Below are 25,879 nucleotides of genomic sequence, written 5' to 3' on the forward strand. Positions count from 1 at the left end.
AAAATGGAAGTAAGAGAATTTAAAAAATGGTTAATAGATAATGGTTTTGAAGATGACGAACTATATCAAGAGTCATTGAAGTGCTATCAGGTTGAAGCATATAAGGCTTCGTATATTTTTTCTTATCTTGCAAATCATAAATATATTGCAAAATTGGCTATTGATTATCGGGGGACCCCATCTAATTTTATGTCCGATTGTCCTGAAAATAAACAGGATATAAAAGAGGCTCGATGGGAGGAGAAGATTAAATCCCTTCAAAATGAAGATGAGTGGGAACAAACGGTTAATGAGATATTAATCCAAGCTAAAGATACTAATAATGTATTTAGATTACCTGATAAAATAAAACAAAAATGTTCGCATATGAGAGTTCTCAGAAACAATGCTGCTCACGCTAAGGATAGATTAATATCTGAGTCAACTGTATTGGAGTTGTGGAATGAAATCCAGTATATTTATCCATATTTTGTAATAAATGGGACGATAGATGCTTGGCTAGATGAATTAGATAAAGTAGTTAAGTATTCGAATAATGACTCAAAATATTTAGATGATTTAGATGACTTATTTGACCAGTTTGATAACTTTTCGATTGATAATAAGAGTATTGTTATTAAAAGTCTAATAAAAAAATATTTGATTGGTTCTGATTACAATGAAGAGTATCCAAACATCATCATAGATTTTTTATCAAAGGTCTTTCAAGACAATAAATACTCAAAACAAATAAGTAAAAGTTTTTCTGAAGAAGAAGAAATTTATTTATATATATGTACTGGTAAATATAATTTTCATAATGAAATGATTAAACTTTTTACTAGTTTAGAGATTTTGAAAAAAAATTATCAATTCAGGTATTTTTGTGAGGAGTTTTCTAATAACTTCTGGAAATTTATCGATGAAATTTTTAGTGATGCAAATCCAGATACATTGATAAATACGTTGCTTTTTCTATTAAAACAAACTGATTCAAGATTGCTAGATGTCGATTTCTGTGAAAGTCGTTTTTTACAAAGCAACACTTTGTTTTTTGAAAAAATATTAGATAGAATCAGCCACTTATATTATTATACAATGACATCTACAGGGCAAAAACGCCACTCAACATCAACATTTGATTATTTAAAATTTCGTTCTTATATAAACTATGTAGCTTATATTACATATAGGGTATCGGAAGATTCTAACTTAAGACAATATGATAATGTTAAAGAGTTTATTAAACATTATGAAAAGTTAATGATGGATGATTATAGTGGTGATGCTTGGCATACTGAACGACAAATGCAAGAGCAGTTAAAAGAAATTAACAAAAAATATAGTCTAATTTGATCAGATAAAGAATGAAATGGCATACTCGGTATTTGATTAAGTAATATATAAAGTCTTTACTCATATGGAAAGTATAAAAACTGAGAGAGATATGTTATCTAGCTTAACTAATATATTCTGCAATAAATATTTTAAACAGAAAGGAACAAGGTCCCCGTATCTTCTAAACTGGATACGGACTCCGGGCTTTATCGATTACTATGATTCAAATCATTGTCAACGCATTTATCGAAAAAGACAAGACAGGAGCAGTCGTCGAAGTCTTGTATGCTAGTAGTAATCACGAAAAAGTGAAAGCTAAGTATGAAGAGCTAGTTGCACAATATCCTGAAAACTATTTAGCCATCTATGATCTACCTCTGGATACAGATTTAAATACACTGGATCATTATCCATCTGTGTGGATTGGGAAAGAAGAATTTGAGTGAGAAAAAATAATGGCTAAGTGTGTAGTTTGTGGGAAAAAAGGAATATTCTTAAGAGTCAATCAAGAAGGTACTTGTTTTGCTTGTGAGTCAAAAAATTCTTTTTCTCCATTGTATAGAAATAATATTCAAATTGAAGAAACGGACAGAAACAATCCGATAACTTCTTTTAATAACGAGTATTATGTTTATGCTTGGAAAATCAAGGATACTGGAGAAATATTCTATATTGGTAAAGGGAAAGGCGATAGAGCACACAGTAAACACGATAGAGCGTACGAAGCAGAGAAAATAAGAGCTCAGTATGAGACAGTTATAGAAATTCTAAAAGATAATTTATCAGAAGAAGAGGCCCTTGAGTACGAGTCTACAGAAATCAAAAGAATCTTAAATGAAACAACGCATAGATTAACAAATAGAATTATACCGTTTGATACTAAACGTGATAATGGATACGGACCTGCTTTGTCAACGCCACCTTATAAATTTGAGACCTCGCCTGTACTATTTGCAAGTGAAATAGATGAACATTATTTTAAAGTTCAGCACAAGGCTTTTGATGAAGTTGAACTAGCTATGCTACAAAAGGTGTATTTTGTTGAAGGAAGTATTTCACAACAAGAGGCTACAATTGTTTACGGGGGAGAATTCAATAAATATTTATCAGATGTCCAAAGATGGTTAAAACAAATTAATTCAACTATTTTGAAAACTCGCTTTGCTAAATCAGTTACTTCTTGGATTTATCTATCTGATGACTCTGTTGTCAATTATGAAGTAAATATGAAAAATGCAGAGGAAAGAATTGGTTGCAAAATCCCATGTTATCATTTAATGGATGTATGGAAATATTTAAAACAATTAAGTTTACCAAGTCATGAGGATTTATCGTATAGTTTTAATTCTTTACGTAGTTCATATAATAGAATTCCAATTGAGAAAATTAAGAATTTGAATGATTTTGATAAGGCATTTGACCAAGGCTTTCCTTTGTTTCAGAAAGGTCAAAAACTAAGAAAACAAGGTGAAATAGAGCAGGCTATAGCTTTATATGATAGAGCTCGAGCTTTAGGATATGACGCACCAGCCTTATATAATGAATATTCAAAAACTTTTCGTAGTTTGAAACAATATGCAGATGAGATTTTAATTTTAGAAGAAGCGATCCTAAGGAGTTCACAAGAAGATAAAAAAGCAAGTTGGCAATTGAGATTAGAGAAAGCTAAAGATCTTTTGAATAGAAGTAGATAATATTTCTAATTTTTTTAAAAAAGAAAGGAAAATTAAACATGATTGATAGATATAGTCGCCCTGAAATGGCGAACATTTGGACTGAAGAAAATAAATACCGTGCTTGGCTTGAGGTGGAAATCTTGGCTGACGAGGCATGGGCTGAGTTGGGAGAAATCCCTAAGGAAGATGTGGCTTTGATCCGTGAAAAAGCAGACTTTGACATCGACCGTATTTTGGAGATTGAGCAGGAGACTCGCCACGATGTGGTGGCCTTCACACGTGCGGTTTCTGAGACGCTTGGTGAGGAGCGCAAGTGGGTCCACTATGGCTTGACTTCTACTGACGTGGTGGATACTGCCTACGGTTACCTTTACAAGCAAGCCAACGACATCATCCGTCGTGATCTTGAAAACTTCACCAACATCATCGCTGACAAGGCTAAGGAGCACAAGTTCACTATCATGATGGGTCGTACCCACGGGGTGCACGCTGAGCCTACAACCTTTGGTCTTAAATTGGCAACTTGGTACAGCGAAATGAAGCGCAACATCGAGCGTTTCGAGCATGCGGCTGCTGGTGTGGAAGCTGGTAAGATTTCCGGAGCGGTTGGTAACTTTGCCAACATCCCGCCATTCGTTGAAAAATACGTCTGCGACAAGCTGGGTATCCGTGCTCAAGAAATCTCTACACAGGTGCTTCCTCGTGACCTTCACGCTGAGTACTTTGCAGTTCTTGCTAGCATCGCAACATCTATTGAACGTATGGCAACTGAAATCCGTGGTCTTCAAAAATCAGAACAACGTGAAGTGGAAGAGTTCTTTGCCAAAGGTCAAAAAGGGTCTTCAGCAATGCCCCACAAACGCAATCCTATCGGTTCTGAAAATATGACAGGTCTTGCGCGTGTTATCCGTGGTCACATGATTACGGCCTATGAGAATGTTGCTCTCTGGCACGAACGTGATATCTCTCACTCGTCAGCTGAGCGTATCATCACGCCAGATACGACCATCTTGATTGACTATATGCTCAACCGTTTTGGCAATATCGTCAAGAACTTGACCGTCTTCCCAGAAAATATGATTCGCAACATGAACTCGACTTTTGGTCTTATCTTTAGCCAACGTGCCATGTTGACCTTGATTGAAAAAGGCATGACCCGTGAGCAAGCTTACGACCTTGTTCAACCGAAAACTGCTTACTCGTGGGATAACCAAGTAGACTTCAAACCACTTCTCGAAGCAGATCCAGAAGTAACATCACGCCTGACCCAAGAAGAAATCGATGAAATCTTCAATCCAACTTACTACACCAAACGAGTGGATGAAATCTTTGAACGTATAGGACTTGGTGATTAATCCTAACAATAAAAAGCGAGATTCAATCTCGCTTTTTCGTATTCTCCTAGAAGAATCTTAGTCTTCTTTTCTCTTAGTCAGTCCGTAGGCTGCTAGAGTCGCCATGAGGCCTGCTGCGACCAAGCCTGCAGAATCTTGACTTCCTGTTGCAGGGAGTTGTTTTTCATCTGCTTTGGCAGTAGTTGGTGCAGTTTGCTCAGCTTTCTCAACGGCAGTGCCGACTTCAACAACTTGAGTGACCGTTTCCTGTGTTACCACGCTATTGACAAGCGTTCTTTCTTCTTTTCCATCAGCACTAGTGCTCACAGAGTAGAAAATCGTACGGCGACCATTTACACCAGCAACGACGACTTGCGTTTGTCCGAGAGGTAATTGTGGATTTTCACGTGTTACGGTAGTGAACGGAATCTCTTCCTCTTGGATGTCCAGTCTTGGTTTTGCCTCTGCGGCTGGAGCAAGACCGTGTTCATCCCCTTTGTGCGTAATAGGGGCGCCGATTTCAACCACTTGGGTCACAGGTTCTTTGGTTACTTGGCTATCTAGAACCGTTTCTGTTTGTTTCCCATTTTCAGTAAGGACAGAGATGTAATGAGTGCGTTCGCCCTCTACACCAGGTGTGATAATCTTTTTCTGACCAGCTGGGAGGTTCGGATTTTCCTTCTTGATAACTTCAAATGGAATCTTTTCTGCTCTTGTGATGAGTTCCGGTTTGGTTTCAACATTGGCAGCTAGTTCGTTTTCATCGAGGCTTCCTGAGTGGGTTGCTGCTGGTTTAAGGCCTAGGCGGGCTGCTTTGAGTTTAGCAACAAGAGCGTCTAACTCGGCTTGTTTGTTACGGTTGAGGTTGTAGTTGAGAGCTTCTTTAGCTGCATTTAGAGCATCCAAGCTTTCCTTGCTGTATCCCTCCAAGTTAGTAGGGATTTGAGCAAGTTCCTCACGGAGTGCATTGTAGTTAGCGCGGAAGTAGTCTTTGTTATGGTCTGCAAAGGCAGTCATGAGTTCAAAGATTTCTTCTTCCTTGTACTCAGCACTTGGTTTGTCTGCCCAGATAGCAAGCATGCTTCCGACGGTTGGAAGGTCTACTTCTGGATACTTGGTAGATGCAAGCTGGTTAAATGGCACTTTGCCAGAGTTTTCAATCGCCTTTGATAGTGGGTAGGCTTCGTCTGGTTTGTGATTGCCTAGGACGTAGTACCAGTCTCCGTTTGTGTTGAGGAGTTTATAGCCTTTGCTTGCTAGGTACTGAGGCGTCGCAAGGTTGTAACCCCACCATCCCTTAGACCAGTAAGAGATGATGACATCCTTGTCAAACTCAACATCATCCTTGTCCTCGTAGTAGAAACCATCGTTGAAAGCCATTGGCTGAAGGCCTCTTTCTTTGGCCATGGCAGCAAGGGTGTTAGAGTACTCAGCAAACTTGCCATAGAGTCCATACCATTTGAGGTAGTACCAGCCTTGGGCGTTGGTAGCATCATTGGCATATTCGTCTGTACCGTAGTTGAAGATCTTTGTCTTGCCTGCAAAGAAGTCCATGTACTTGCCGATGAGGGCTTTGACAAAGTTCATCGCCTCTTCGTTTTCAAGGTCCATGGTTGTTTTGGATACCTTGTCAAAGTTGGCTTGAGGATTCTTGATTCCAAGTTTTTCCATAGCAACGAGCATGGCATCCATGTGACCTGGGCTGTTGATTGCTGGGATGAGTCCGAGGCCTTTTGATTTTGCGTACTCGATCAATTCAGTGATTTCAGCTTGACTAAGAGTGGTTCCGTTTGGATCATCGTAGTAAGCTTTTGTTCCTTCGATAATGGCCTTCTTGACATCGTCACTTGCATAAGTTTTGCCGTTAGCTGTGATGGTCATGTCATCAAGGAGGAAGCGAAGTCCGTCATTTCCTAGGAGAAGGTGCACATCAGAGTAGCCGAGCTCGCTCGCCTTGTCTACGATGCGTTTGAGTTGGTCGAGCGTGAAGTACTTACGTCCGGCATCGATGGAGATTACCTTGTTCTTGGCAAGTTTTTCAACTTCACGTTTTGCGTCTTCTTCTTTTTGAGCTTCTGGTGTGAAGGTCAAATTGCTGACAGCTTCTTGGAGTTTCGCGATTGCTTGATCAATGGTGTCTTGTTGGGCGCGACTGAGGTTGCTATCGAGTGAGCGAATGGCTTTTTCAGCTTCTTTGACAGCTGCGACACTTTCTGCAGTATAGCGGTTAAGGTCTGTTGGGACTTCTTTCAGAGCTTGCTCAGCAGACTCATAGTCAGCTGCGAAGTATTCAGCATTGGCATTTGCGAAGCTACGCATGAGTTTGAAGAGGCGTGATGGTGAATAGCGTGCAGATGGGGTATCCGCCCAAGCAGCTACCATACCCCCGATGAACGGGATAGTAGCCCCATCAGATTTTGGTACAGAAGTGATTGGAGTGTTCTTGATACCATTGAGTCCTTGGTCGAGGTTGTACCAGCCTTGGCCATCGGCATTTCGTCCGAGGACGTAGTACCAAGCATCGTTGGTATTAAGGATTTGGTGGCCTTTTTCAACTAGAAGTTTAGAAGAAGCGACGTCGTATCCGCCCCATCCACCAGTCCACATAGAAACGATGATGTCTTTGTCAAAGGTTCCAAAGCTAGTGTCGCTATTGTAGTAGATACCATCGTTAAAGGCCATTGGTTTGAGACCGTGAGATTTGACGATGCGAGCAAGGTCATTGGCGTAGGCGATAAATTTCTCATAACCCTTGTCTGGGAATCCATCTTCTGGATACCATTTATAGGCTTGAAGAACGCTCCAGCCTTTAGCATCTGTAGCATCATTGGCGTACTCGTCTAGCCCGATGTTGAAGATGTCAGATTTGCCAGCGAAGTAAGCAGCATACTTGTCGATCAGAGCTTTGGTAAATGCAACAGCCTCCTTGTTATCAAGGTCAACGGTACGAGCAGATTCCTTACCAAAGTAGTTGAAGTTCGGTTTTTGGATGCCTAGTTCTTTCATGGCATGCAAAATCGCATCCATGTGACCAGGGCTGTTTACAGTTGGGATGAGACCAATGCCTTTGTTTTTAGCATAGTTGATCAAGTCCGTCATCTGACTTTCTGTCAAATGGTTGCCGTTTGGATCCTTGTAGTAGGCATCGGTTCCGTTTTCAAGTGCACGTTTGACATCGTCACTTGCATAGGTTTTGCCATTGGCTTTGATCGTCATGTCGTCCAGCATGAAACGCATGCCGTCATTTCCAACTAGTAGATGAAGATCAGTATAACCGTAGTGTTTGGCTTTGTCGATGATTTCTTTGAGTTGGTCTGGAGAGAAGTACTTGCGTCCAGCGTCGATTGAGATCATTTTTCGTTTTGCCAGTTTTTCATTTACCTGAGTTGCTCGTTCCATGCTAGGAGTGGCTACTGCAGGTGTGACGGCTTCATTTTTCTTTTCTGAAGGAGTACTTTCGGCAGGAGTCTCAGCTGGGGCAGGGCTTTCTTTCTCGGCAGTAGGAGTTGGACTAGCATTTTCTGTCACAACTGGTGCGCTTGACTCTTCTGTTTTTGGAGCAACTGTTCGAGGAGCCTCCTTGTCTTCTTTGACCTCCTCTTTTACAGGCTTGCCAGCCTTTTCTTCCAGTTTTTCTGGAACCTTGGAGTCTACAGCTTCTTTGACTGCTTGAGGACTCTCCTGAATCGTTTGGACAGTTTCTTCAGCTGTTGGAGCTGGAGTAATCCCGTCGGCAGATACGACTTGGGCGCTAAAAGCAAATCCTATAAGTACAGAAGCTGCCCCAACCGCGTATTTACGGATGGAGAAGCGCTGTTTCTTTTCTAGTTTCATGACAAAACCTCCTTGTTATTATCATATATGATAGCGTTTACATAAAACCAATTTTATTTTATTATCTAAGGAGTAAAATGTCAAGTGGGTTTATATAAGAACTATAATAAATAGAGGAAATCATAAGATTTAGGAGAAATTTGCTAATAAGGGATAAAGCCGAGGAAAAACCAAACGAAATTTTACCTTGTTTTTAGTAAAAATGCTACTAATTAAATAAGAGCCCTTCATAGCGTTTTCACAACTTCTTTCTCGTGCTATAATGAATATAGAAAAAGCCTGAGCTAGGCTCAGGCTTTTTCTTAATGACCTCGGTTACATGAGATGAATTTGATTTTGTAGTAGTCTGCTCGCTTATAAGTTTCACTATAGGCAAGGACTTGGCCAGTGGCCTCAAGTTTTGTAGTCTTCGTTTGGAAGACAGTTGGGAATTGTGTATCGATTCCGAGTACAGAAGCAGCATGCTCTGGAGTTGGGAATGCGATTTCGTTGATTTCCTCAAAATGTTCATCACTCATGTGAATGCGGTAATCCAATTTGAAACGTGTATAGATAGAGCTATAATAGTCAAGATTTGGATAGTTGGCATTGATGTATTGCTCAGGAATATAAGATGTGTGGTAGATGTATGTCACATCGTTTGTCTGACGAATACGTTCAATCTTATAGTAGAATTGATCTCCACGTAGTCCAAGTTTATCTAAATATTCAAGTTTGTTTCCGCGCTCGATAGAAAGGACAGTAACTTTATCGTCTTTTGTTTCAAAGATTTCGACATCTGAAAACTCAACGAGTTTGTGCTTACGGGCACGTGAAACGAAAGTACCTTTACCTTGTTGGCGGACAATGTAGCCGTCTTTAGCAAGGTCATTCAAGGCACGAACAACTGTGATTGAACTCACATCGTACATCGCGATCAATTCGGCTTCTGTATAAAATTTATCTCCACTTGCAAATTGACCAGAGATGATTTTGTTTTTTAATTCATCTTTAATATATTGGTATTTAGGAATAGCCATAAATTTCACCTCGATTCTCTTTCTCCAATTTTGATTTTACCACAAATATAAAGAAAAGAGTAGTATTAAGGTCAAAAAATTAAAATAATAGACTAAAAATGTTATTTTACATGTAAAAAAATTCATTTGATGTTCTTGTGAATTATCATACATAAAAAGATCGTTTTCATGCTATTTTTAGATAATTTCGGTAAACGGTAAGTAAAAAAATAGAAAAATTTTAAATAATTTTCTAAAACCTATTGACAAATGCAAAAGATTTGATTATAGTTAATATTATAATAAATGAAAGCGCAAACTTAATTCGTCAGAGGTAATAACATGACCAGATTTAAAATTGAGGACGATTTCTATTTAGACGGAAAACCGTTCAAGATTTTGTCCGGCGCCATTCATTATTTTAGGATTCCAGCAGAGGATTGGTATCATTCTCTCTATAACTTAAAGGCGCTTGGCTTTAATACAGTCGAGACCTATGTGGCTTGGAATTTACACGAACCTGTTGAAGGGGAGTTTGATTTTGAAGGTGCCAGAAATTTGGAGAGATTTCTTCAAATTGCACAAGATCTAGGTCTCTATGCCATTGTACGCCCGTCTCCATTTATCTGTGCGGAATGGGAATTTGGTGGCTTGCCGGCTTGGCTCTTGACAAAGGACATGCGAATTCGCTCGTCCGACCCGGCCTACATCGAGGCTGTTGCTCGCTATTATGACCAATTATTGCCAAGGCTTGTGCCTCGCTTGTTGGATAATGGTGGAAACATTCTTATGATGCAAGTCGAAAATGAATATGGCTCTTATGGAGAAGATAAGTCTTATCTACGAGCAATTCGGAAATTGATGGAAGACCGAGGGATTGATTGCCCACTCTTTACTTCAGATGGCCCATGGAGGGCTACTCTGAAAGCCGGAACCTTGATCGAAGACGATCTCTTTGTGACAGGAAACTTCGGTTCTAAAGCTCCGTACAACTTTTCACAGATGCAGGAATTCTTTGATGAGCATGGCAAGAAATGGCCCCTCATGTGTATGGAATTCTGGGATGGTTGGTTCAACCGTTGGAAAGAACCCATCATCACTCGTGATCCTAAAGAATTGGCAGAAGCTGTTCGAGAGGTATTGGAGCAAGGCTCTATCAACCTTTACATGTTCCATGGTGGTACAAACTTTGGTTTCATGAATGGTTGCTCGGCTCGAGGAACTCTGGATTTGCCACAAGTCACATCTTACGACTATGATGCCCTTCTGGATGAAGAAGGAAATCCAACTGCTAAATACCTAGCAGTCAAGAAGATGATGGCAACCCACTTCCCAGAGTATCCACAGTTGGAACCACTCTATAAGGAAAGCATGGAGATAGGGTCCATTCCATTGGTCGAAAAAGTTTCCTTGTTTGAAACCCTGGATAGTCTCTCTAGTCCAACTGAAAGCCTCTATCCAAAAGCGATGGAAGAACTTGGTCAAAGCTATGGCTACCTTCTCTACCGCACTGAGGCAAGTTGGGATGCAGAAGAGGAACGTCTCCGTATCATCGATGGACGTGACCGAGCTCAACTCTTTGTAGATGGTCAATGGATTGCTACTCAATACCAGACAGAGATTGGTGAAGATATCTACTGTCAGGGCAATCGAGAAGGCTTTTCAGAGATTGACATCTTGATTGAAAATATGGGGCGTGTCAACTACGGTCATAAGTTCTTGGCAGATACGCAACGTAAAGGAATTCGTACAGGTGTCTGCAAAGATCTACATTTCTTACTGAATTGGAAACAATATCCACTGCCACTGGATAATCCTGAGAAGATTGATTTTTCAAAAGGATGGACAGAAGGACAGCCAGCCTTTTACGCTTTCGACTTTACGGTCGAAGAGCCGAAGGATACCTACTTAGACTTGTCTGAGTTTGGTAAGGGAGTTGCCTTTGTCAACGGGCGTCACTTAGGACGTTTCTGGAACGTCGGCCCGACCCTCTCACTTTATATCCCTCATAGCTATCTCAAGGAAGGTGCTAACCGCATCATCATCTTTGAAACTGAGGGCGAATATAAAGAAGAGATTCATTTAACTCGTAAACCTACACTAAAACACATAAAGGGGGAAAACTTATGACAATTGTAGGATGCCGTATCGATGGACGTTTGATCCACGGTCAAGTAGCCAATCTTTGGGCTGGAAAACTAAATGTTTCACGCATTATGGTTGTAGACGACGAAGTTGTTAACAACGATATTGAAAAGAGTGGTTTGAAACTTGCGACACCACCAGGTGTGAAACTCAGTATCTTGCCAGTTGAGAAAGCAGCAGCAAATATCCTTGCTGGTAAATACGATAGCCAACGTCTCTTTATCGTTGCACGTAAACCAGACCGTTTCCTTGGTTTGGTCGAAGCAGGTGTTCCGCTTGAAACACTCAACGTCGGCAATATGTCTCAAACACCAGAAACTCGCTCTATCACACGTTCTATCAACGTGGTAGACAAGGATGTGGAAGATTTCCACAAACTAGCAGAAAAAGGTGTGAAACTCACTGCTCAAATGGTTCCAAATGATCCAGTTTCAGACTTTTTGAGCTTATTAAAATAGGAAAAAATTTTTAGGAGGTCATTGTTATGATACAATGGTGGCAAATTTTACTTCTCACTTTGTACTCAGCTTATCAAATCTGTGATGAGTTGACAATCGTTTCATCTGCAGGTTCCCCTGTATTCGCTGGTTTCATTACTGGTTTGATCATGGGAGATGTGACAACTGGTTTGTTTATCGGTGGTAGCTTGCAGTTGTTCGTTCTCGGGGTTGGTACCTTTGGTGGTGCTTCTCGTATCGACGCAACTTCTGGTGCGGTTCTTGCAACAGCATTCTCTATCTCTCAAGGTATTGATACAGATCTTGCGATTACAACAATCGCTGTACCAGTAGCAGCACTTTTGACATACTTCGACGTTCTTGGACGTATGACAACTACTTTCTTTGCACACCGTATTGATGCTGCGATCGAACGCTTTGACTACAAAGGTATCGAACGCAACTACCTACTTGGTGCGCTTCCATGGGCTCTTTCTCGTGCCCTTCCAGTATTCTTCGCCCTTGCTTTCGGTGGAGAATTCGTACAAGGTGTTGTAAACCTTGTTAAAGAATACCAATGGGTTGCAGACGGTTTGACTCTTGCAGGTCGTATGCTTCCAGGTCTTGGATTCGCTATCTTGCTTCGTTACCTTCCAGTTAAACGTAACCTTCACTACCTTGCTATGGGATTCGGTTTGACAGCTATGTTGACTGTTCTTTACTCAAACGTAACAAGTCTTGGTGGAGCAGTTGCTGGAATCATTGGCACTCTTCCTGCTGAAGTTGCTGAAAAAATTGGCTTTGTTAACAACTTCAAAGGATTGTCTATGATCGGTATCTCTATCGTGGGTATCTTCCTTGCAGTTGTTCACTTCAAGAACAGCCAAAAAGTTGCTGTAGCAGCACCTTCTACACCATCAGAAAGTGGGGAAATCGAAGATGACGAATTCTAATTACAAACTAACAAAAGAAGATTTTAATCAAATCAACAAACGTAGCTTGTTTACTTTCCAATTAGGTTGGAACTATGAACGTATGCAAGCTTCTGGTTACCTTTACATGATCTTGCCTCAATTGCGTAAAATGTATGGGGATGGAACTCCTGAATTGAAAGAAATGATGAAAGTTCATACTCAATTCTTCAATACTTCTCCATTCTTCCACACAATTATCGCTGGTTTTGACCTTGCCATGGAAGAAAAAGATGGTGTGGGTTCAAAAGATGCCGTTAACGGTATCAAGACAGGTTTGATGGGACCATTCGCTCCTCTTGGAGATACAATCTTTGGTTCACTTGTACCTGCTATCATGGGATCTATCGCAGCAACTATGGCTATCGCTGGCCAACCATGGGGTATCTTCCTTTGGATCGCAGTTGCAGTTGCATATGACATCTTCCGTTGGAAACAATTGGAATTTGCCTACAAAGAAGGGGTTAACCTTATCAACAACATGCAAAGTACTTTGACAGCTTTGATTGATGCTGCATCTGTACTTGGTGTCTTCATGATGGGTGCTCTTGTAGCGACAATGATCAACTTTGAGATTTCTTACAAATTGCCAATCGGTGAAAAGATGATTGACTTCCAAGACATCTTGAACTCAATCTTCCCACGTTTGCTTCCAGCAATCTTTACTGCCTTTATCTTCTGGTTGCTTGGTAAGAAAGGTATGAACTCTACTAAAGCGATCGGTATCATTATCGTTCTTGCAGTAGGTCTTTCATTCATCGGTAAATTCTTGCTTGGAATGGGCGCATAATTTATGAGTAAATCATTAATTTTGGTGAGTCATGGTCGTTTCTGTGAAGAACTTAAAGGTAGCACAGAAATGATCATGGGTCCACAGGACAACATTCATACAGTGGCCCTTCTTCCAGAAGATGGTCCAGAAGAATTTACTGCAAAATTTGAAGCTGCTATCGAAGGATTGGATGATTTCCTAGTCTTTGCGGACCTTCTCGGTGGTACACCATGTAACGTGGTAAGCCGTTTGATCATGGAAGGTCGCGACATTGAACTCTACGCAGGGATGAATCTTCCAATGGTGATTGAATTTATCAATGCGAGCCTTACAGGTGCAGATGCGGACTACAGGAGCCGTGCTGCAGAAAGCATCGTAAAAGTCAACGATCTGTTAGCGGGCTTCGATGATGACGAAGATGAATAAGATGTGACTTAGAGCATCTTATATAGAATATACATGGGAATGGGAGTCACTCCCATTCCCATATTTTCAATAGGAATGAAACAACAATAGATTAGAGGAACTCTATGCTAAATTACACAAAAGAAGAATTACTTGAACTGGGTGCAGAAATCACGACTCGTGAGATCTACCAACAGCCTGATGTATGGAAAGAGGCTTTTGAAGCTTATCAAGCAAAACGAGAAGAAATTGCAGCATTTCTGAAAGGAATTGCTGATAAACATGACTATATCAAGGTTATCTTGACGGGTGCTGGTACTTCTGCTTATGTGGGAGATACCTTGGTACCATACTTTAAGGAAGTCTATGACGAACGCAAATGGAATTTCAATGCCATTGCGACAACTGATATTGTTGCCAATCCAGAAACCTATCTGAAAAAAGATGTGGCGACTGTCCTTGTTTCCTTTGCTCGTAGTGGAAATTCACCTGAAAGTGTGGCAACGGTTGATTTGGCTAAAGCCTTGGTGGATGACCTCTATCAAGTGACCATTACATGTGCTGCAGAAGGGAAATTGGCTCTTCAGGCTCATGGCGATGATCGCAATCTTTTGCTCTTGCAACCAGCTGCTTCCAATGACGCTGGATTTGCCATGACTTCTAGCTTTACGTCCATGATGCTAACAGCTCTCTTGGTCTTTGATCCTACAGAATTTGCTGTGAAAGCTGAACGTTTTGAAGTTGTGTCTAGCCTTGTCCGCAAAGTTCTAGACAATGCAGAAGATGTCAAAGAGTTGGTTGACCTCGACTTTAATCGTGTTATCTACCTAGGCGCTGGTCCTTTCTTTGGACTTGCTCATGAAGCTCAGCTCAAGATTTTGGAATTAACAGCTGGTCAAGTGGCGACCATGTATGAAAGCCCAGTTGGCTTCCGTCACGGTCCAAAATCATTGATCAACGAAGATACCGTTGTTTTGGTATTTGGTACAACGACAGACTACACTCGCAAGTACGACTTGGACTTGGTTCGTGAAGTGGCTGGTGATCAGATTGCTCGTCGTGTTGTGCTCTTGAGTGATCAAGCCTTTGGTCTTGAAAATGTCAAAGAAGTAGCCCTTGGCTGTGGCGGTGTCTTGAACGATATTTACCGTGTCTTCCCTTATATCGTATATGCCCAACTCTTTGCCCTATTGACTTCACTCAAGGTAGAAAATAAACCAGATACGCCGTCTCCTACTGGTACCGTAAACCGTGTGGTACAAGGTGTGATCATTCATGACTATCAAAAATAAGGAAGTGTCTATGAGTAAATTACAATTAAGTCCCAATAAAGTAGCTTGCCTGCAAAAACTCTCTGACGAGAACGGCATCATCTCAGCTCTTGCCTTTGACCAACGTGGTGCTTTGAAACGCCTCATGGCTCAATACCAAACAGAGGAACCAACAGTGGCTCAAATGGAAGAACTCAAGGTCTTGGTTGCAGATGAATTGACAAAATACGCATCCTCTATGCTTCTTGACCCTGAGTATGGTCTCCCAGCTACAAAAGCGCTTGATGCCAATGCCGGTCTTCTCCTTGCTTATGAGAAAACTGGCTACGACACAACAAGCACCAAACGCTTGCCAGACTGCTTGGATGTTTGGTCTGCAAAACGCATTAAAGAACAAGGTGCAGATGCAGTCAAATTCTTGCTTTACTATGACGTAGACAGCGCTGACGAACTCAACCAAGAAAAACAAGCCTACATCGAACGCATCGGTTCTGAGTGTGTGGCAGAGGACATTCCATTCTTCCTTGAAATCCTTGCTTACGATGAAAAAATCGCTGACGCAGGTTCTGCAGAATACGCTAAAGTCAAACCACACAAGGTTATCGGTGCCATGAAGGTCTTTTCAGACCCACGCTTCAACATCGATGTCTTGAAAGTGGAAGTTCCAGTCAACGTCAAATACGTTGAAGGCTTTGGTGATGGAGAAATCGTCCATACTCGTGAAGAAGCAGCAGCCTTCTTCAAAGCACAAGATGAAGCAACTAACTTGCCATATATCTACTTGAGTGCGGGAGTATCAGCCAAACTCTTCCAAGAAACACTTGTCTTTGCCCACGAATCAGGCGCAAACTTCAACGGTGTTCTTTGCGGCCGTGCAACTTGGGCTGGATCAGTTGAAGCCTACATCAAAGACGGTGAGGCAGCAGCTCGTGAATGGCTACGCACAACAGGTTTTGAGAACATTGACGAACTCAACAAGGTTCTCCAAACCACAGCGACTTCATGGACTGAACGTGTAGAAGCATAAAACAGGTATAGAAGAATCCCTTTTTGTTAAGAAAATACTTAAGGTTTTGTGACGAAGGATTCTGAAAATAAAACTACAACCATAGATGGTGCATACACTCTCTATAGTTTGTTTACTTAAGAGAAATGGATCAAAGGAGAGAAGAATGAAAGCATACACAGAACGTGTATTTGGAAATCATGAGGGCAAGGATGTCTTGGCCTATCGCTTTGAGACTGACAGTGGCTACCAACTAGAAATCATGACCTATGGTGCGACCATCTTGCGCTATGTCACACCCGACAAGGCTGGAAACTTTGCCAATGTGATTTTGGGATTTGATGATTTTGATAGCTATGTAGGCAATAGTCCTAAGCATGGAGCAAGTGTAGGTCCTGTAGCGGGCCGTATTGCAGGTGCGACCTTTGAGCTTAATGGTCAGACCTATAATCTTGAAGTCAACAACGCTAGCAACTGTAACCACAGTGGTTCAACAGGTTGGGATGCGAGCTTGTTTGAATTGACTGAGGTGAGCGACCATGGCTTGACCCTCTACACCGAGCGTACAGATGGGACGGGAGGATTCCCTGGTAATCTCAAAATCTGGATCAGCTATCACTTGGAAGAAAGTGGCGCCTATGAAATCAGCTATAAGGTGACGACAGTTCAGGATACGCTTGTCAATCCAACTAATCACAGCTACTTCAACTTGTCTGGTGATTTCACGCAGACAATTGACCGCCATGTCTTCCAGCTAAATACCGAGGGCATTTACCCAATTGCTCCGGACGGTGTTCCGGCTAAGACTCCAGATGCTACTCGTGATGTGGTTAAACACATCTACAATGGTGCTTTGTTGAAGGACATCTTTGAAGAGGAAGATGAGCAAATCCAGTTGGTATCTGGTTTGGATCACCCATTTGCTCTTCCTGCCGGTCATGACAATGCTGGTTTCCTTTATGACCAAAACTCAGGTCGTTTCCTGCTGTTCAAGACAGAGGCCCCTTGCTTTGTGGTCTACACAGCAAACTTTGTGGATGAGAGTGTCATCATTGGAGGCCAGCCAATGGTGCAACACAATGGGATTGCCCTTGAAGCGCAAGCTTTACCAGATGCCATTCACAGTGACCTCAAAGACCAAGTCATTCTCAAAGCAGGGGAAACTTTCACCAGCAAAACTCGCTACGAGCTTGTTGTAAAATAAAAAGAAGAGCTGGTTTCCAGCTCTTTTGAGTTGTCTTCGTTGACATTTTATTTCAATAGTGTATAATTGATGTAATTAACAAAGTTACAACAAACAAAAGGAGACACCCTATGACTTATGCATACCAAAGCCACATTTACCTAGCAGAGGCTGTTTTAAATGTCAAGGATTTAACGAGTCAAACGGCTTTTTATCAGCAGATTATTGGCTTGGAGATTTTATCCCAAACAGAGACAGAAGCGATTTTGGGACTTGGTCGAAAAGCCTTGGTTCACTTGATTCAGGCAGAAAAGACTGGCGAAGTAAGGGAACATTATGGGCTCTACCATCTGGCGATTTTGTTGCCGACACGAAAAGCCTTGGCAGATGTCTTGAAACACCTAAGTGATTTGCGGATTCCTCTGGTCGGGGGTGCAGATCATGGATACAGTGAGGCTATTTATCTAGAGGATTTGGAAGGAAATGGCATTGAACTCTACCGTGATAAGCCAGTTTCGTCATGGGATATTCGAGAAGACGGCCGCATTATCGGTGTGACCGAAGCCCTTGCGGCACAGGACATCTATGAGTTAGGAGAAAAGGTGGATCCCTTTATCCTAGCTGAAGGGACGAGAATGGGGCATATCCATCTATCGGTGAAGGATAGCCACGCGGCGAGTCAGTTTTATCAAAAAGCGTTAGGGCTAGAGGATAAATTTACTATTCCGAGTGCTAGTTGGATAGCAGCTGGGAAGTACCATCACCACCTAGCTGTCAACGAATGGGCTGGAAAAGGTCTGGCTCCGCGTGAGCAAGGCTTGCCAGGCTTGGCCTACTATGTCCTTGAGGTCGAAAGCAAGGAAGAACTCTTGGACATCGTTAAGCAAGCACAAGAGCTAGAAGCACCGATCAAGTGGCTAAATTCGAGTGAACTGGATCTTGTAGACCAAGATGGGATTGTGACTCGCATTCGCTTGGCACGATGAAACGAGGAAAACACATTATTTATTTTAGAGACATAGGAAAAGGCGGACAAGCTCGCATTCTGTTTTTAGAATGCGGACTTGTCCGCTTTTTTATGAAATGACGAATCCTTTCTTGTCTTTAGCAATGGTATCTGCCGGGGATATTTTCCCTTTTCTGGGGGGTTCATGCTATAATACTAATAAACTTTTCTTTCTCTAGGAAGGAAAATGCTAAAAATCAGCTAGAATGCTGGCAATCGTCGTCACGATGCTTTTAAGAGAAAGTAGAACTTTGTTTGAACATCCGTATTGAGTTTAGGAGACGGGAAATAAGATGGACACAAGTGTAAAAAATTTAATCAGTATGGGCCCTCTGGAGGACTCTTTTATCTATTATGATTTGGGGAATCAAGTATTCTACAGTGCAAAACAAGGCATGAATTATTCAGCTATTGCAGCCCCTATTGCAATCTATTCCTTCCAACGGCTGTCAAAGTTGCTCAACCAAACCTTTGGAGATGTCTCCTCCCCTTTCAATCTGATTTTCTTTATCCTGATGTCTCTGTTTTTGGTTTTCGGGACCATTCTCCTTGCCAAATCTACCCGACGTAACATGAAGACAGATAGATTTAGAAAAGTCCGGCTCACAAAAGCCAATATCAAAACACTTAGGAGAAAATCAAGGGCGTTGACAGTAGTTGGCTACATTTTTGTTTTAATAACGATTTTTTCAGCCTATCGTTATCTGGCTGTTTCTGATTTTCAATTTTTACTTATGTACATGTTAGGGATTGGTATTCTTACATATATAGTCTATGATTTTCGGATGAAAACACGCAAACGACTGTTCAAAGAGCTGATGGAGATATTACAGGACGGTAGCCGAGGGAAAGAGGGAGAAATGTAAGATGAGAAAAATCATTTATATAGGCCAAGGATGCCAGCAATCCGTCTACTATAACACAAAGACGAGAGAGGCTTTAGCGACAGAATCTAGCGCCTCGTCAGAAACCGATGGTGCTATCAGTTCAAAGAAATCCAAGTGGCCTTGGGTTGTCTTCTTTGTTTTCTTGCTAGTTGCTATTATCGGTATTTGGATTCGTTCCTTGATAGCACCCTTTAGATTGAGTGAATGGATGGCACCTATCCATCTAGCCGCTATCCTTTTCGTTTTTATCGGAAGTGTTTATGGATTTGAAAAACTGTTCTACAGTGGGGCTAAGTCGCTTGTCCCAGCAAGTGAAGAACAGTTTAAAGATGCGGTTGAAAGTAGTACTTTTTGGAGGAAGTCACCAGATAAGGAACCAACAGTCGATAAAATCATCTTGTATCTATTTGTTATCCTCGTTCTTCTATTTGTTTTTGTTATTGTTGTGTTCTTTGCCATACCTGGAACCTTCATTCCCTACTATGAACATGAATGGTTTGAGCCGTCTATGTTCATGGTACCCATCGGAGCAACAATCGTCCCAATTAGTGTCGTACTGCTCTTATTCCAAAACAACCCAATCCGCTGGCTCTTAGCCGTACGAAAATACAAGCAGGGAAAAGTGATATTTAGGGAAGAGAAGAACTAGAAACACGAGAGAAACGCTATTACCATTACCAGTGGTTGGTGATGGTGATGTTTTATCAACAACCTATGATAAAATTGAAGTTTCTGATTATAGTGATTAGTGAAAACTGTGGTGATTTTATATGAGAAAAATAATTTTTATTGGACAGAGCGGTGATAAGGCCGTTTACTATAATACGCGAACAAAAGAGGCTCTTGTAGCAGATAAGAGTGCCTTGTTAAATACAGAAGGGGCTAGGAGATCGAATAGGGGGATTGCTCCTTTAATTGCTATATTCTCTTTGTTAGGTTTACTCGGAGGATTTGTTGCAATACCAATTTTCTCAGGCCTTCGTTATAATAGTGGGATGGTTCCTATTTTTATTCTTTGTCTTTCCTTTATCCTATTTGGATTTATATGGATGATGGAAGTCGCCTTATATAAAGGAGTGAAACGAGTCCAAGGAGCAACAAAGAAAGAGTTTAAAGAAGCAGTTTATTCAAATTTGTTCTGGGAAAATTTTAGTGAGAAAAAAGCGACGTTTGCGAAAATGTTGGCTTTTATGATTGTCATGCTACTAGTTTTTATGACTACTATAGTAATATTTGCTGCTGCAATTCCGGGCACTATTGACTCATTCAATAAGCAAGAGGCATTTGATATACAAATCTTTTTCTCGCCTTTAGCAGGTCTCTTTCCTGCCTTGTTGTACCTTTTCTTATTCCAAAACAACCCTATCCGCTGGTTCTTAGCTGTGCGAAAATATGAACAGGGGAAAGTGATATTTAATGAAGAAATAGAAAAGAGAGGATGATAATGTCACAAGAGAGATATTTGCAGATCAAAAAAGAGCATCAAGTTCGTAAGTTTGTGGGGCGTTTCCTCTTCATCCTTCTCGCTATACTCGATGTTCTACTGGTATCAAGTCATTCCAATTATGTCCCACTTGTAACGGTAGCTATGGTAACGATTGTGCCTTTTAATCATTTTCTACTTGCTCCTCTTAGGAGACAGAAAAAAGCCATAGAAAAAGAGCATCCAGAATGGAAAACACTCAGTACAAAGGGAGTAAAGGTTCCCTCGGCTGAAGCCAATAAAAGAACCTTGGCTGGCATTGGGATCTTGATGGCCTTGCTGTTGTCTTTTGGGCTATTCTATAAACCTGTGAAACAGCCGAACGACCAAGTAAACAAGCCGCCTAAGCTTGATTCTAAAACGCCTGAAACGTCCAAGCCTTCTGAGTCTGAGTCGTCTAGCTCCTCTAAGGCCAAAGAATCCAGTTCCTCAGAGTCGAAATCCTCGTCTTCGACTGAACAAAGTTCTAAAACCGAAAGTTCAGGAACAAAGCCGTCAAAAAGCGAATCCAATAATCCATATTACCAGATTCCAGGACTTACTGATGAACAGGTGAGAGATATCATATCAAAATCTGTGAAAGATTTGAGAGAAAAACAGTCAAAAGAAAAATCCGAAGAGTAGACTCGAGGGATTCGATACCGATTCTGGACGAGTGAGTTCTTTGGGATTTTATTCTATAGAATAACAGGAGGAGTTCATATGAATAAAGAAGTGATTGGTTTGATAGTTGGGATCATCGTCATCTTCCTATCTTTTGTATTTGTATGTGGGACCTTTCTCTACCTCTATCTTCGAGATCAGAAGTTGGTCCGCCTTGCCCAGTCATCCGTACAGGGAACAGTTATCGGATATAGCCGTTTTCGTGAGGGGTATCCACCTATCGTCGAATACACGGTGGATGGGATTACTTATAAGAAAACCTTGCAGTATTTTATGTTCAAAACGGTCACGACTCCGTGGGGTCCTACTAAAGTTTCAAATGATTATACAAGAGAAGATATGCTAGCGTCTTCGATCACTCGCTACAGCAACTCCTTTGTTTCCTTCAAACGATTGATGCAGACCCATTTCCCCCTTCATTCGGAGCTGACGGTCTGGTACGATCCAGACAAGCCGAACAGGGCCTATGTCGAACGTTACAGCGGGATGGACAAGTTTTACAAGTGGTTTGGTATCGGATTTGGTCTGGCTCTAGTCCTAGTCCTAGTCTATGGGATAGTGATCCTTGCCTTTTTGTCCAAGATATAAGGCATAAAAGTCAGTTGGTTAATGGGCAACTTTATTTCCCATCAAGCTTCAAGGAGGACAGAGTTTCTTTTCCATTTTCATGCTCACCTATCTTTTCTATCTGATACAGAGGAGAGGTTGCCTCCTACAAATACAGACAGGAAGTGAATTTTGACAAAGCCCCTTATTCGAGATATAATGAAGAAAAAGTGACCAAGGATAAATTAATGACAAACTCAAAGTATATCACACGCCTGAAACGTTCAGAGGGCCAGTTGCGTGGGATTCAAAAGATGATTGAAGAAGATCGTGACTGCGCAGATATTGTTACGCAGTTGACAGCAGTGAAATCTAGCGTTGAGCGCGTGATTGAGATGATCATTACTGAAAATCTCACTGACTGCATCAACCAACCATTAGATGACCCCGAGGCTCAAAAGGAACGCCTAGAAAAGGCCATCCGATACCTGATTAAACGGAAGTAAACTAATTTGCTATTGATAAACAATGCAGACAAAGTCATTTAAGTCTATTTCGATAAAAAAATCATGTCAGACAAACGGATGAGTTCCCCCAATACCAATGAGAAAACCTCTTTTTAGATACCATCAATGTGTTTCGTTTTTTAGAAGCGACGGGCTACGAGCCCTATATCAGTGGGTTGCAGAAATGAAAAAACCGATTAAGTTCCTTAATCGGTTTTTTGCTTATTCTACTTGACCGGGCCAAGCATTCATACCACCTTCTACATTGATAACGGTGAGGCCTTGGGCGCTTAGAAATTCACAAGCAGATGCGGAACGGACTCCACCTTGACAGATGACATGATATTCCTGGTCAGGTTTGAGTTCTTTGTAACCTTGCTCCAAGGTACTTAACGGAAGATTTCTTGCTCCTGGTGCATGTCCTGCTTGGAATTCATGCACCTCACGTACATCGATAAGGTTTAGATTTTCATTTAGGTATTTTTCATAAAAGTCAGCCATGCTGATACTCGTTTCCATATTCGACTCCTTCTGGATTAGCCATTTTATATAGTGAATAAGCGCCATCAAGGTTTTGGACGGCAAATCCTGCCTGCTGGAGGATACGCTCTGTGATATAGTTGCGCAAAACGCTGTGGCAGCTAAGGATGTAGGCTTGGTTCTTGTCTGGTTCACCCAAGATCTCCCTTAGTTCATTTAGGGGTTATGGATGGTATCGACCTTGGGTAGCTCCCCTGAAATTCGCCACTTGTCCGCACATCTAGGGATTATTTGCCCTTAGTCAGATCGTCTTCGAGCGGACACCTTGGATATTGTCGCTCAGACCTTCGATAAGGTTCAAGGCTGTGTAGCCAATTATTTTATACTTCTAGATGACCTTACCTGTCCAAGCGCTCATACCGCCTCGGACATTGATGACATCGTAGCCTTTTTTCTTAAGCTTTTTCGCAGCTAGTTTGCTTCGTACACCAGAATGACAAATGACATAGAGTGTTTCTTTTGTCGCTGGTGTGTAAGAACCGATTTCCGTTAAAGGAACATTTTTGGCATTTTTGATATGACCTCTACGGAATTCCATAGGCGTCCGAACATCCAGTAGCTGAATCGGTTCCTTAAGTTTAGCTTCTAACTCGCTGGTAGAAATACTGTCAATTTTTGTAAATAATAAGTGAAACATAGGCACCTCCACATATACCCTTATGGGGTATATTAAACCATGAAGTCAAGCTTTTGTCAAGCAAGTTGTTTTGACTTAGGAGAGGGATTCGTTTCGAGAGTCTAGAAAGCAGGCCATTCTTGACCTTTCGGAGGCTTTTTGATATGATGGGGCCAAAGTAAGTATGAGGTGATAAGATGGCTAGCGAATACCAGAAAATGATAGCAGGGGAGCCTTACCGTCCGTCGGACCCAGAATTACGGGTCTTGGCGCAGGCTTCTCGCCAAAAACAGGCTGCCTTTAACAAGGAAGAGGATCCCTTGAAGGGAGCTGAAATCATCAAGACTTGGTTTGGCTCAACTGGGCAAAATCTCTATGTCAATCCACGTCTGGTGGTCGATTATGGGGTCAATATCCATCTAGGGGAAAATTTTTATTCTAATTGGAACTTGACCATGCTGGATGTTTGTCCGATTCGCATTGGGAACAACGCTATGCTTGGCCCCAACTGTCAGTTTTTAACCCCACTCCATCCACTGGATCCGCATGAACGCAATTCAGGGGTCGAATACGGCAAGCCCATCACCATTGGAGATAATTTCTGGGCTGGAGGTGGGGTTATTGTCCTTTCTGGGGTGACATTAGGAAATAACGTGGTGGCAGGAGCGGGGGCCGTGATTACCAAGTCCTTTGGAGACAATGTCGTCCTAGCTGGCAATCCTGCGCGTGTTATCAAGGAAATCCAAGTAAAAGAAAACTAAAAAGAACAGCCTGGGCTGTTCTTTTTATGAGCTTTAGTCTTATAAATTTTTCTTCTTTTTGGCTTTCTTGGTCAAGGAGATATCGCACTGGGGAATCTTGGTTTAAAAAATCTATTAAAGGTATTTTAGCGTTCAAAAATTGTTTTTAGCAGTCCTTTCTAAAAATTACTAGGCGAAATCTAATCCAAACTAAATTTAAGGAAACTTTCAGAAAAGTTTTAGTTTTGTTTCAGGAATCTTCTGTAGACTGTCTAGCTATATCATACGAAGGAGAGGAAAAAGGTATGAAATCAAAAAACTGGACCCTACTCGCAACGAGTTTAACGGCAATGGTGCTGATGGCAGCATGTGCCCAGTCAACAACTACATCCAATACCAATGCAACGACAAATAGTGCCACAACAACTGCAACAAAGACAAACCAATCATCCTATTTTACAGAGAAGGACAATGATACCTCTTATGATGAAAGCACAGCTTCTAAGATTGAGTTATCCGGCTCATCTGCAAACGTCTCTGGAGATGGGGTGACAGTCTCTGAATCAACCGTGACCATCACAAAATCTGGAACCTATGTGATTTCAGGTCAGTCTGACGGAGTGCAGATCAAGGTCGAGGCAGATAAGTCGGCAGATGTTCACCTAGTCCTAAAAGGTGCGACCATGACCAATACCAATGCAGCGATTTCTGCAACATCAGCCGGCCATGTCTACTTGACTCTAGCAGAGGGAACCACCAACAGGCTCTCTGACTCAAGCTCTAACAACGACGAAAAAGCAGACGCAGCTCTCTTTTCTAAGGTGGATTTGACCATCAACGGGAAAGGAACTCTCAATGTAGATGGCAAGAAGAACAATGGTATCAAGGCTAATGACACTCTCCACATCACGGGCGGAACCTATAACATCACAGCAGTTGGCGATGCCTTTAATGTCAATGATGAACTCAACATCACTGGTACGACCATGACTATCGACGCCAAAGAAGATGGCGTAAAGGTGGACAATGACGAGGATACTTCAGTCGGAACCATGTACCTATCCAACAACAACATCACCGTTACAGCAGGAGATGATGGCATCCACGCTTCTGGAGACCTCGTCATCGATAGTGGTACCTACACCGTCAAGAATTCGACAGAAGGACTTGAAGGTAAGTCAATCACTATCAACGGTGGGGACATTAGCATCTATTCGACAGATGATGGAGTCAACGCAGCTAATAAAAACGCCCAACAGAGTGAAATCTTCTTCACCATGAACGGTGGGAACCTGACAGTAGAAGTCGGTCAAGGAGACACAGATCCAATCGACTCAAACGGGAACGTGATGGTCACAGGCGGAACCATTAAAATGACTGGTCAAACAGGTTTTGACTTTGATGGAACTGCGACCTACACAGGTGGAGATATCTATCTCAACGGTGAAAAACAAACGGAAATTGTCAACTCTATGCCTGGAGGCGGTGGACCAAATGGAGGTCCTCAAGGGGGCGGTCCAGCCCCTGGCGGACAAGGATAAAA

At 41.7% G+C, this 25,879-nt stretch carries 25 protein-coding genes and 1 pseudogene; 21 read left to right on the top strand and 5 right to left on the bottom strand.

Translation table 11 applies throughout. The features are described 5' to 3' along the window. Positions 1-3: 3 nt before the first annotated feature. The 4 genes from M1G01_RS08815 to purB all read left to right on the top strand — a co-directional run bounded on the left by M1G01_RS08815 (position 4) and on the right by purB (position 4,348). Entirely contained in the window at positions 4-1,335 is a 1,332-nt protein-coding gene (locus M1G01_RS08815; protein ID WP_247931647.1) for a hypothetical protein, read from the top strand. Positions 1,336-1,535: 200 nt separating this feature from the next. Next, positions 1,536-1,763, top strand: coding sequence for a phosphoribosylaminoimidazole carboxylase (locus tag M1G01_RS08820; RefSeq protein ID WP_084943990.1), 228 nt, complete (start codon positions 1,536-1,538; stop codon positions 1,761-1,763). 9 nt (positions 1,764-1,772) lie between these two features. After that, positions 1,773-3,011, top strand: a complete 1,239-nt coding sequence (locus tag M1G01_RS08825) for a GIY-YIG nuclease family protein (protein WP_084943989.1) — start codon at positions 1,773-1,775, stop codon at positions 3,009-3,011. Positions 3,012-3,049: 38 nt separating this feature from the next. Beyond that, complete coding sequence (gene purB / locus M1G01_RS08830) at positions 3,050-4,348, top strand: adenylosuccinate lyase (protein ID WP_247931648.1); 1,299 nt, start codon at positions 3,050-3,052, stop codon at positions 4,346-4,348. Positions 4,349-4,405: 57 nt separating this feature from the next. Here purB and strH read toward each other — a convergent pair whose 3' ends face one another. Both strH and M1G01_RS08840 read right to left on the bottom strand, forming a co-directional pair. Then, positions 4,406-8,161 (bottom strand): family 20 glycosylhydrolase, encoded by a 3,756-nt coding sequence (strH, locus tag M1G01_RS08835; RefSeq protein ID WP_247931649.1) that lies wholly within the window; start codon positions 8,159-8,161, stop codon positions 4,406-4,408. Positions 8,162-8,463: 302 nt separating this feature from the next. Then, on the bottom strand, positions 8,464-9,180 hold the full coding sequence (locus tag M1G01_RS08840) for a GntR family transcriptional regulator (RefSeq protein ID WP_001007181.1): 717 nt from the start codon (positions 9,178-9,180) through the stop codon (positions 8,464-8,466). Between the two features lie 321 nt (positions 9,181-9,501). On the opposite strand from M1G01_RS08840, the gene M1G01_RS08845 reads away from it, so the two are divergent. The 15 genes from M1G01_RS08845 (at position 9,502) to M1G01_RS08915 (ending at position 22,440) form a co-directional block, all read left to right on the top strand. Further along, entirely contained in the window at positions 9,502-11,289 is a 1,788-nt protein-coding gene (locus tag M1G01_RS08845) for a glycoside hydrolase family 35 protein (protein WP_084849072.1), read from the top strand. Further along, entirely contained in the window at positions 11,286-11,762 is a 477-nt protein-coding gene (locus M1G01_RS08850; RefSeq protein WP_000156968.1) for a PTS sugar transporter subunit IIB, read from the top strand. The genes M1G01_RS08845 and M1G01_RS08850 overlap by 4 nt, the downstream gene beginning before the upstream one ends. Positions 11,763-11,788: 26 nt before the next feature. Continuing rightward, positions 11,789-12,694, top strand: coding sequence for a PTS mannose/fructose/sorbose/N-acetylgalactosamine transporter subunit IIC (locus tag M1G01_RS08855; protein WP_038806525.1), 906 nt, complete (start codon positions 11,789-11,791; stop codon positions 12,692-12,694). After that, positions 12,681-13,502: a PTS system mannose/fructose/sorbose family transporter subunit IID gene (locus M1G01_RS08860; protein ID WP_000185287.1), complete on the top strand. Its 822-nt coding sequence runs from the start codon at positions 12,681-12,683 to the stop codon at positions 13,500-13,502. The genes M1G01_RS08855 and M1G01_RS08860 overlap by 14 nt, the downstream gene beginning before the upstream one ends. Positions 13,503-13,505: 3 nt before the next feature. Beyond that, positions 13,506-13,910, top strand: a complete 405-nt coding sequence (locus tag M1G01_RS08865) for a PTS sugar transporter subunit IIA (RefSeq protein WP_095726386.1) — start codon at positions 13,506-13,508, stop codon at positions 13,908-13,910. A gap of 104 nt (positions 13,911-14,014) precedes the next feature. Beyond that, positions 14,015-15,181, top strand: coding sequence for an SIS domain-containing protein (locus M1G01_RS08870; protein WP_247931650.1), 1,167 nt, complete (start codon positions 14,015-14,017; stop codon positions 15,179-15,181). A gap of 10 nt (positions 15,182-15,191) precedes the next feature. Continuing rightward, the gene (gene lacD, locus M1G01_RS08875; RefSeq protein ID WP_025169605.1) at positions 15,192-16,187 is read left to right on the top strand and encodes a tagatose-bisphosphate aldolase; all 996 of its coding nucleotides are present in this window, start codon (positions 15,192-15,194) and stop codon (positions 16,185-16,187) included. A 145-nt stretch (positions 16,188-16,332) separates the two neighbouring features. Continuing rightward, the gene (locus M1G01_RS08880; protein WP_247931651.1) at positions 16,333-17,370 is read left to right on the top strand and encodes an aldose epimerase family protein; all 1,038 of its coding nucleotides are present in this window, start codon (positions 16,333-16,335) and stop codon (positions 17,368-17,370) included. Positions 17,371-17,480: 110 nt separating this feature from the next. Continuing rightward, a complete protein-coding gene (locus M1G01_RS08885; RefSeq protein ID WP_247931652.1) occupies positions 17,481-18,335 on the top strand; it encodes a VOC family protein in 855 nt (284 codons plus the stop codon). A 313-nt stretch (positions 18,336-18,648) separates the two neighbouring features. Further along, complete coding sequence (locus M1G01_RS08890; RefSeq protein WP_125457686.1) at positions 18,649-19,221, top strand: hypothetical protein; 573 nt, start codon at positions 18,649-18,651, stop codon at positions 19,219-19,221. 1 nt (position 19,222) lies between these two features. Next, complete coding sequence (locus tag M1G01_RS08895; RefSeq protein WP_247931653.1) at positions 19,223-19,891, top strand: hypothetical protein; 669 nt, start codon at positions 19,223-19,225, stop codon at positions 19,889-19,891. A 121-nt stretch (positions 19,892-20,012) separates the two neighbouring features. Then, on the top strand, positions 20,013-20,684 hold the full coding sequence (locus M1G01_RS08900) for a hypothetical protein (RefSeq protein WP_001226099.1): 672 nt from the start codon (positions 20,013-20,015) through the stop codon (positions 20,682-20,684). Between the two features lie 2 nt (positions 20,685-20,686). After that, complete coding sequence (locus M1G01_RS08905) at positions 20,687-21,349, top strand: hypothetical protein (protein WP_042901940.1); 663 nt, start codon at positions 20,687-20,689, stop codon at positions 21,347-21,349. A 78-nt stretch (positions 21,350-21,427) separates the two neighbouring features. Continuing rightward, positions 21,428-21,976: a DUF3592 domain-containing protein gene (locus M1G01_RS08910; RefSeq protein WP_247931654.1), complete on the top strand. Its 549-nt coding sequence runs from the start codon at positions 21,428-21,430 to the stop codon at positions 21,974-21,976. A 206-nt stretch (positions 21,977-22,182) separates the two neighbouring features. Continuing rightward, the gene (locus M1G01_RS08915) at positions 22,183-22,440 is read left to right on the top strand and encodes a metal-sensitive transcriptional regulator (protein WP_002880547.1); all 258 of its coding nucleotides are present in this window, start codon (positions 22,183-22,185) and stop codon (positions 22,438-22,440) included. A 222-nt stretch (positions 22,441-22,662) separates the two neighbouring features. Here M1G01_RS08915 and M1G01_RS08920 read toward each other — a convergent pair whose 3' ends face one another. The 3 genes and pseudogenes from M1G01_RS08920 to M1G01_RS08930 form a co-directional block, all read right to left on the bottom strand. Beyond that, positions 22,663-22,959 (bottom strand): rhodanese-like domain-containing protein, encoded by a 297-nt coding sequence (locus M1G01_RS08920; RefSeq protein ID WP_000450169.1) that lies wholly within the window; start codon positions 22,957-22,959, stop codon positions 22,663-22,665. Next, positions 22,934-23,299, bottom strand: a pseudogene (locus M1G01_RS08925) (rhodanese-like domain-containing protein); the annotation flags it as partial. The gene M1G01_RS08920 and the pseudogene M1G01_RS08925, both read right to left, overlap by 26 nt. Positions 23,300-23,308: 9 nt before the next feature. Then, entirely contained in the window at positions 23,309-23,617 is a 309-nt protein-coding gene (locus tag M1G01_RS08930; RefSeq protein ID WP_000468869.1) for a rhodanese-like domain-containing protein, read from the bottom strand. A 176-nt stretch (positions 23,618-23,793) separates the two neighbouring features. Between M1G01_RS08930 and M1G01_RS08935 the strand changes: the two genes are divergently transcribed. Together M1G01_RS08935 and M1G01_RS08940 are read left to right on the top strand one after the other, a co-directional pair. Further along, complete coding sequence (locus M1G01_RS08935) at positions 23,794-24,357, top strand: sugar O-acetyltransferase (RefSeq protein ID WP_042901942.1); 564 nt, start codon at positions 23,794-23,796, stop codon at positions 24,355-24,357. A 284-nt stretch (positions 24,358-24,641) separates the two neighbouring features. Beyond that, complete coding sequence (locus tag M1G01_RS08940) at positions 24,642-25,877, top strand: carbohydrate-binding domain-containing protein (protein WP_247931655.1); 1,236 nt, start codon at positions 24,642-24,644, stop codon at positions 25,875-25,877. Positions 25,878-25,879 lie beyond the last annotated feature (2 nt).

Source organism: Streptococcus oralis (assembly GCF_023110055.1).
GTDB classification, from domain to species: domain Bacteria; phylum Bacillota; class Bacilli; order Lactobacillales; family Streptococcaceae; genus Streptococcus; species Streptococcus oralis_BY.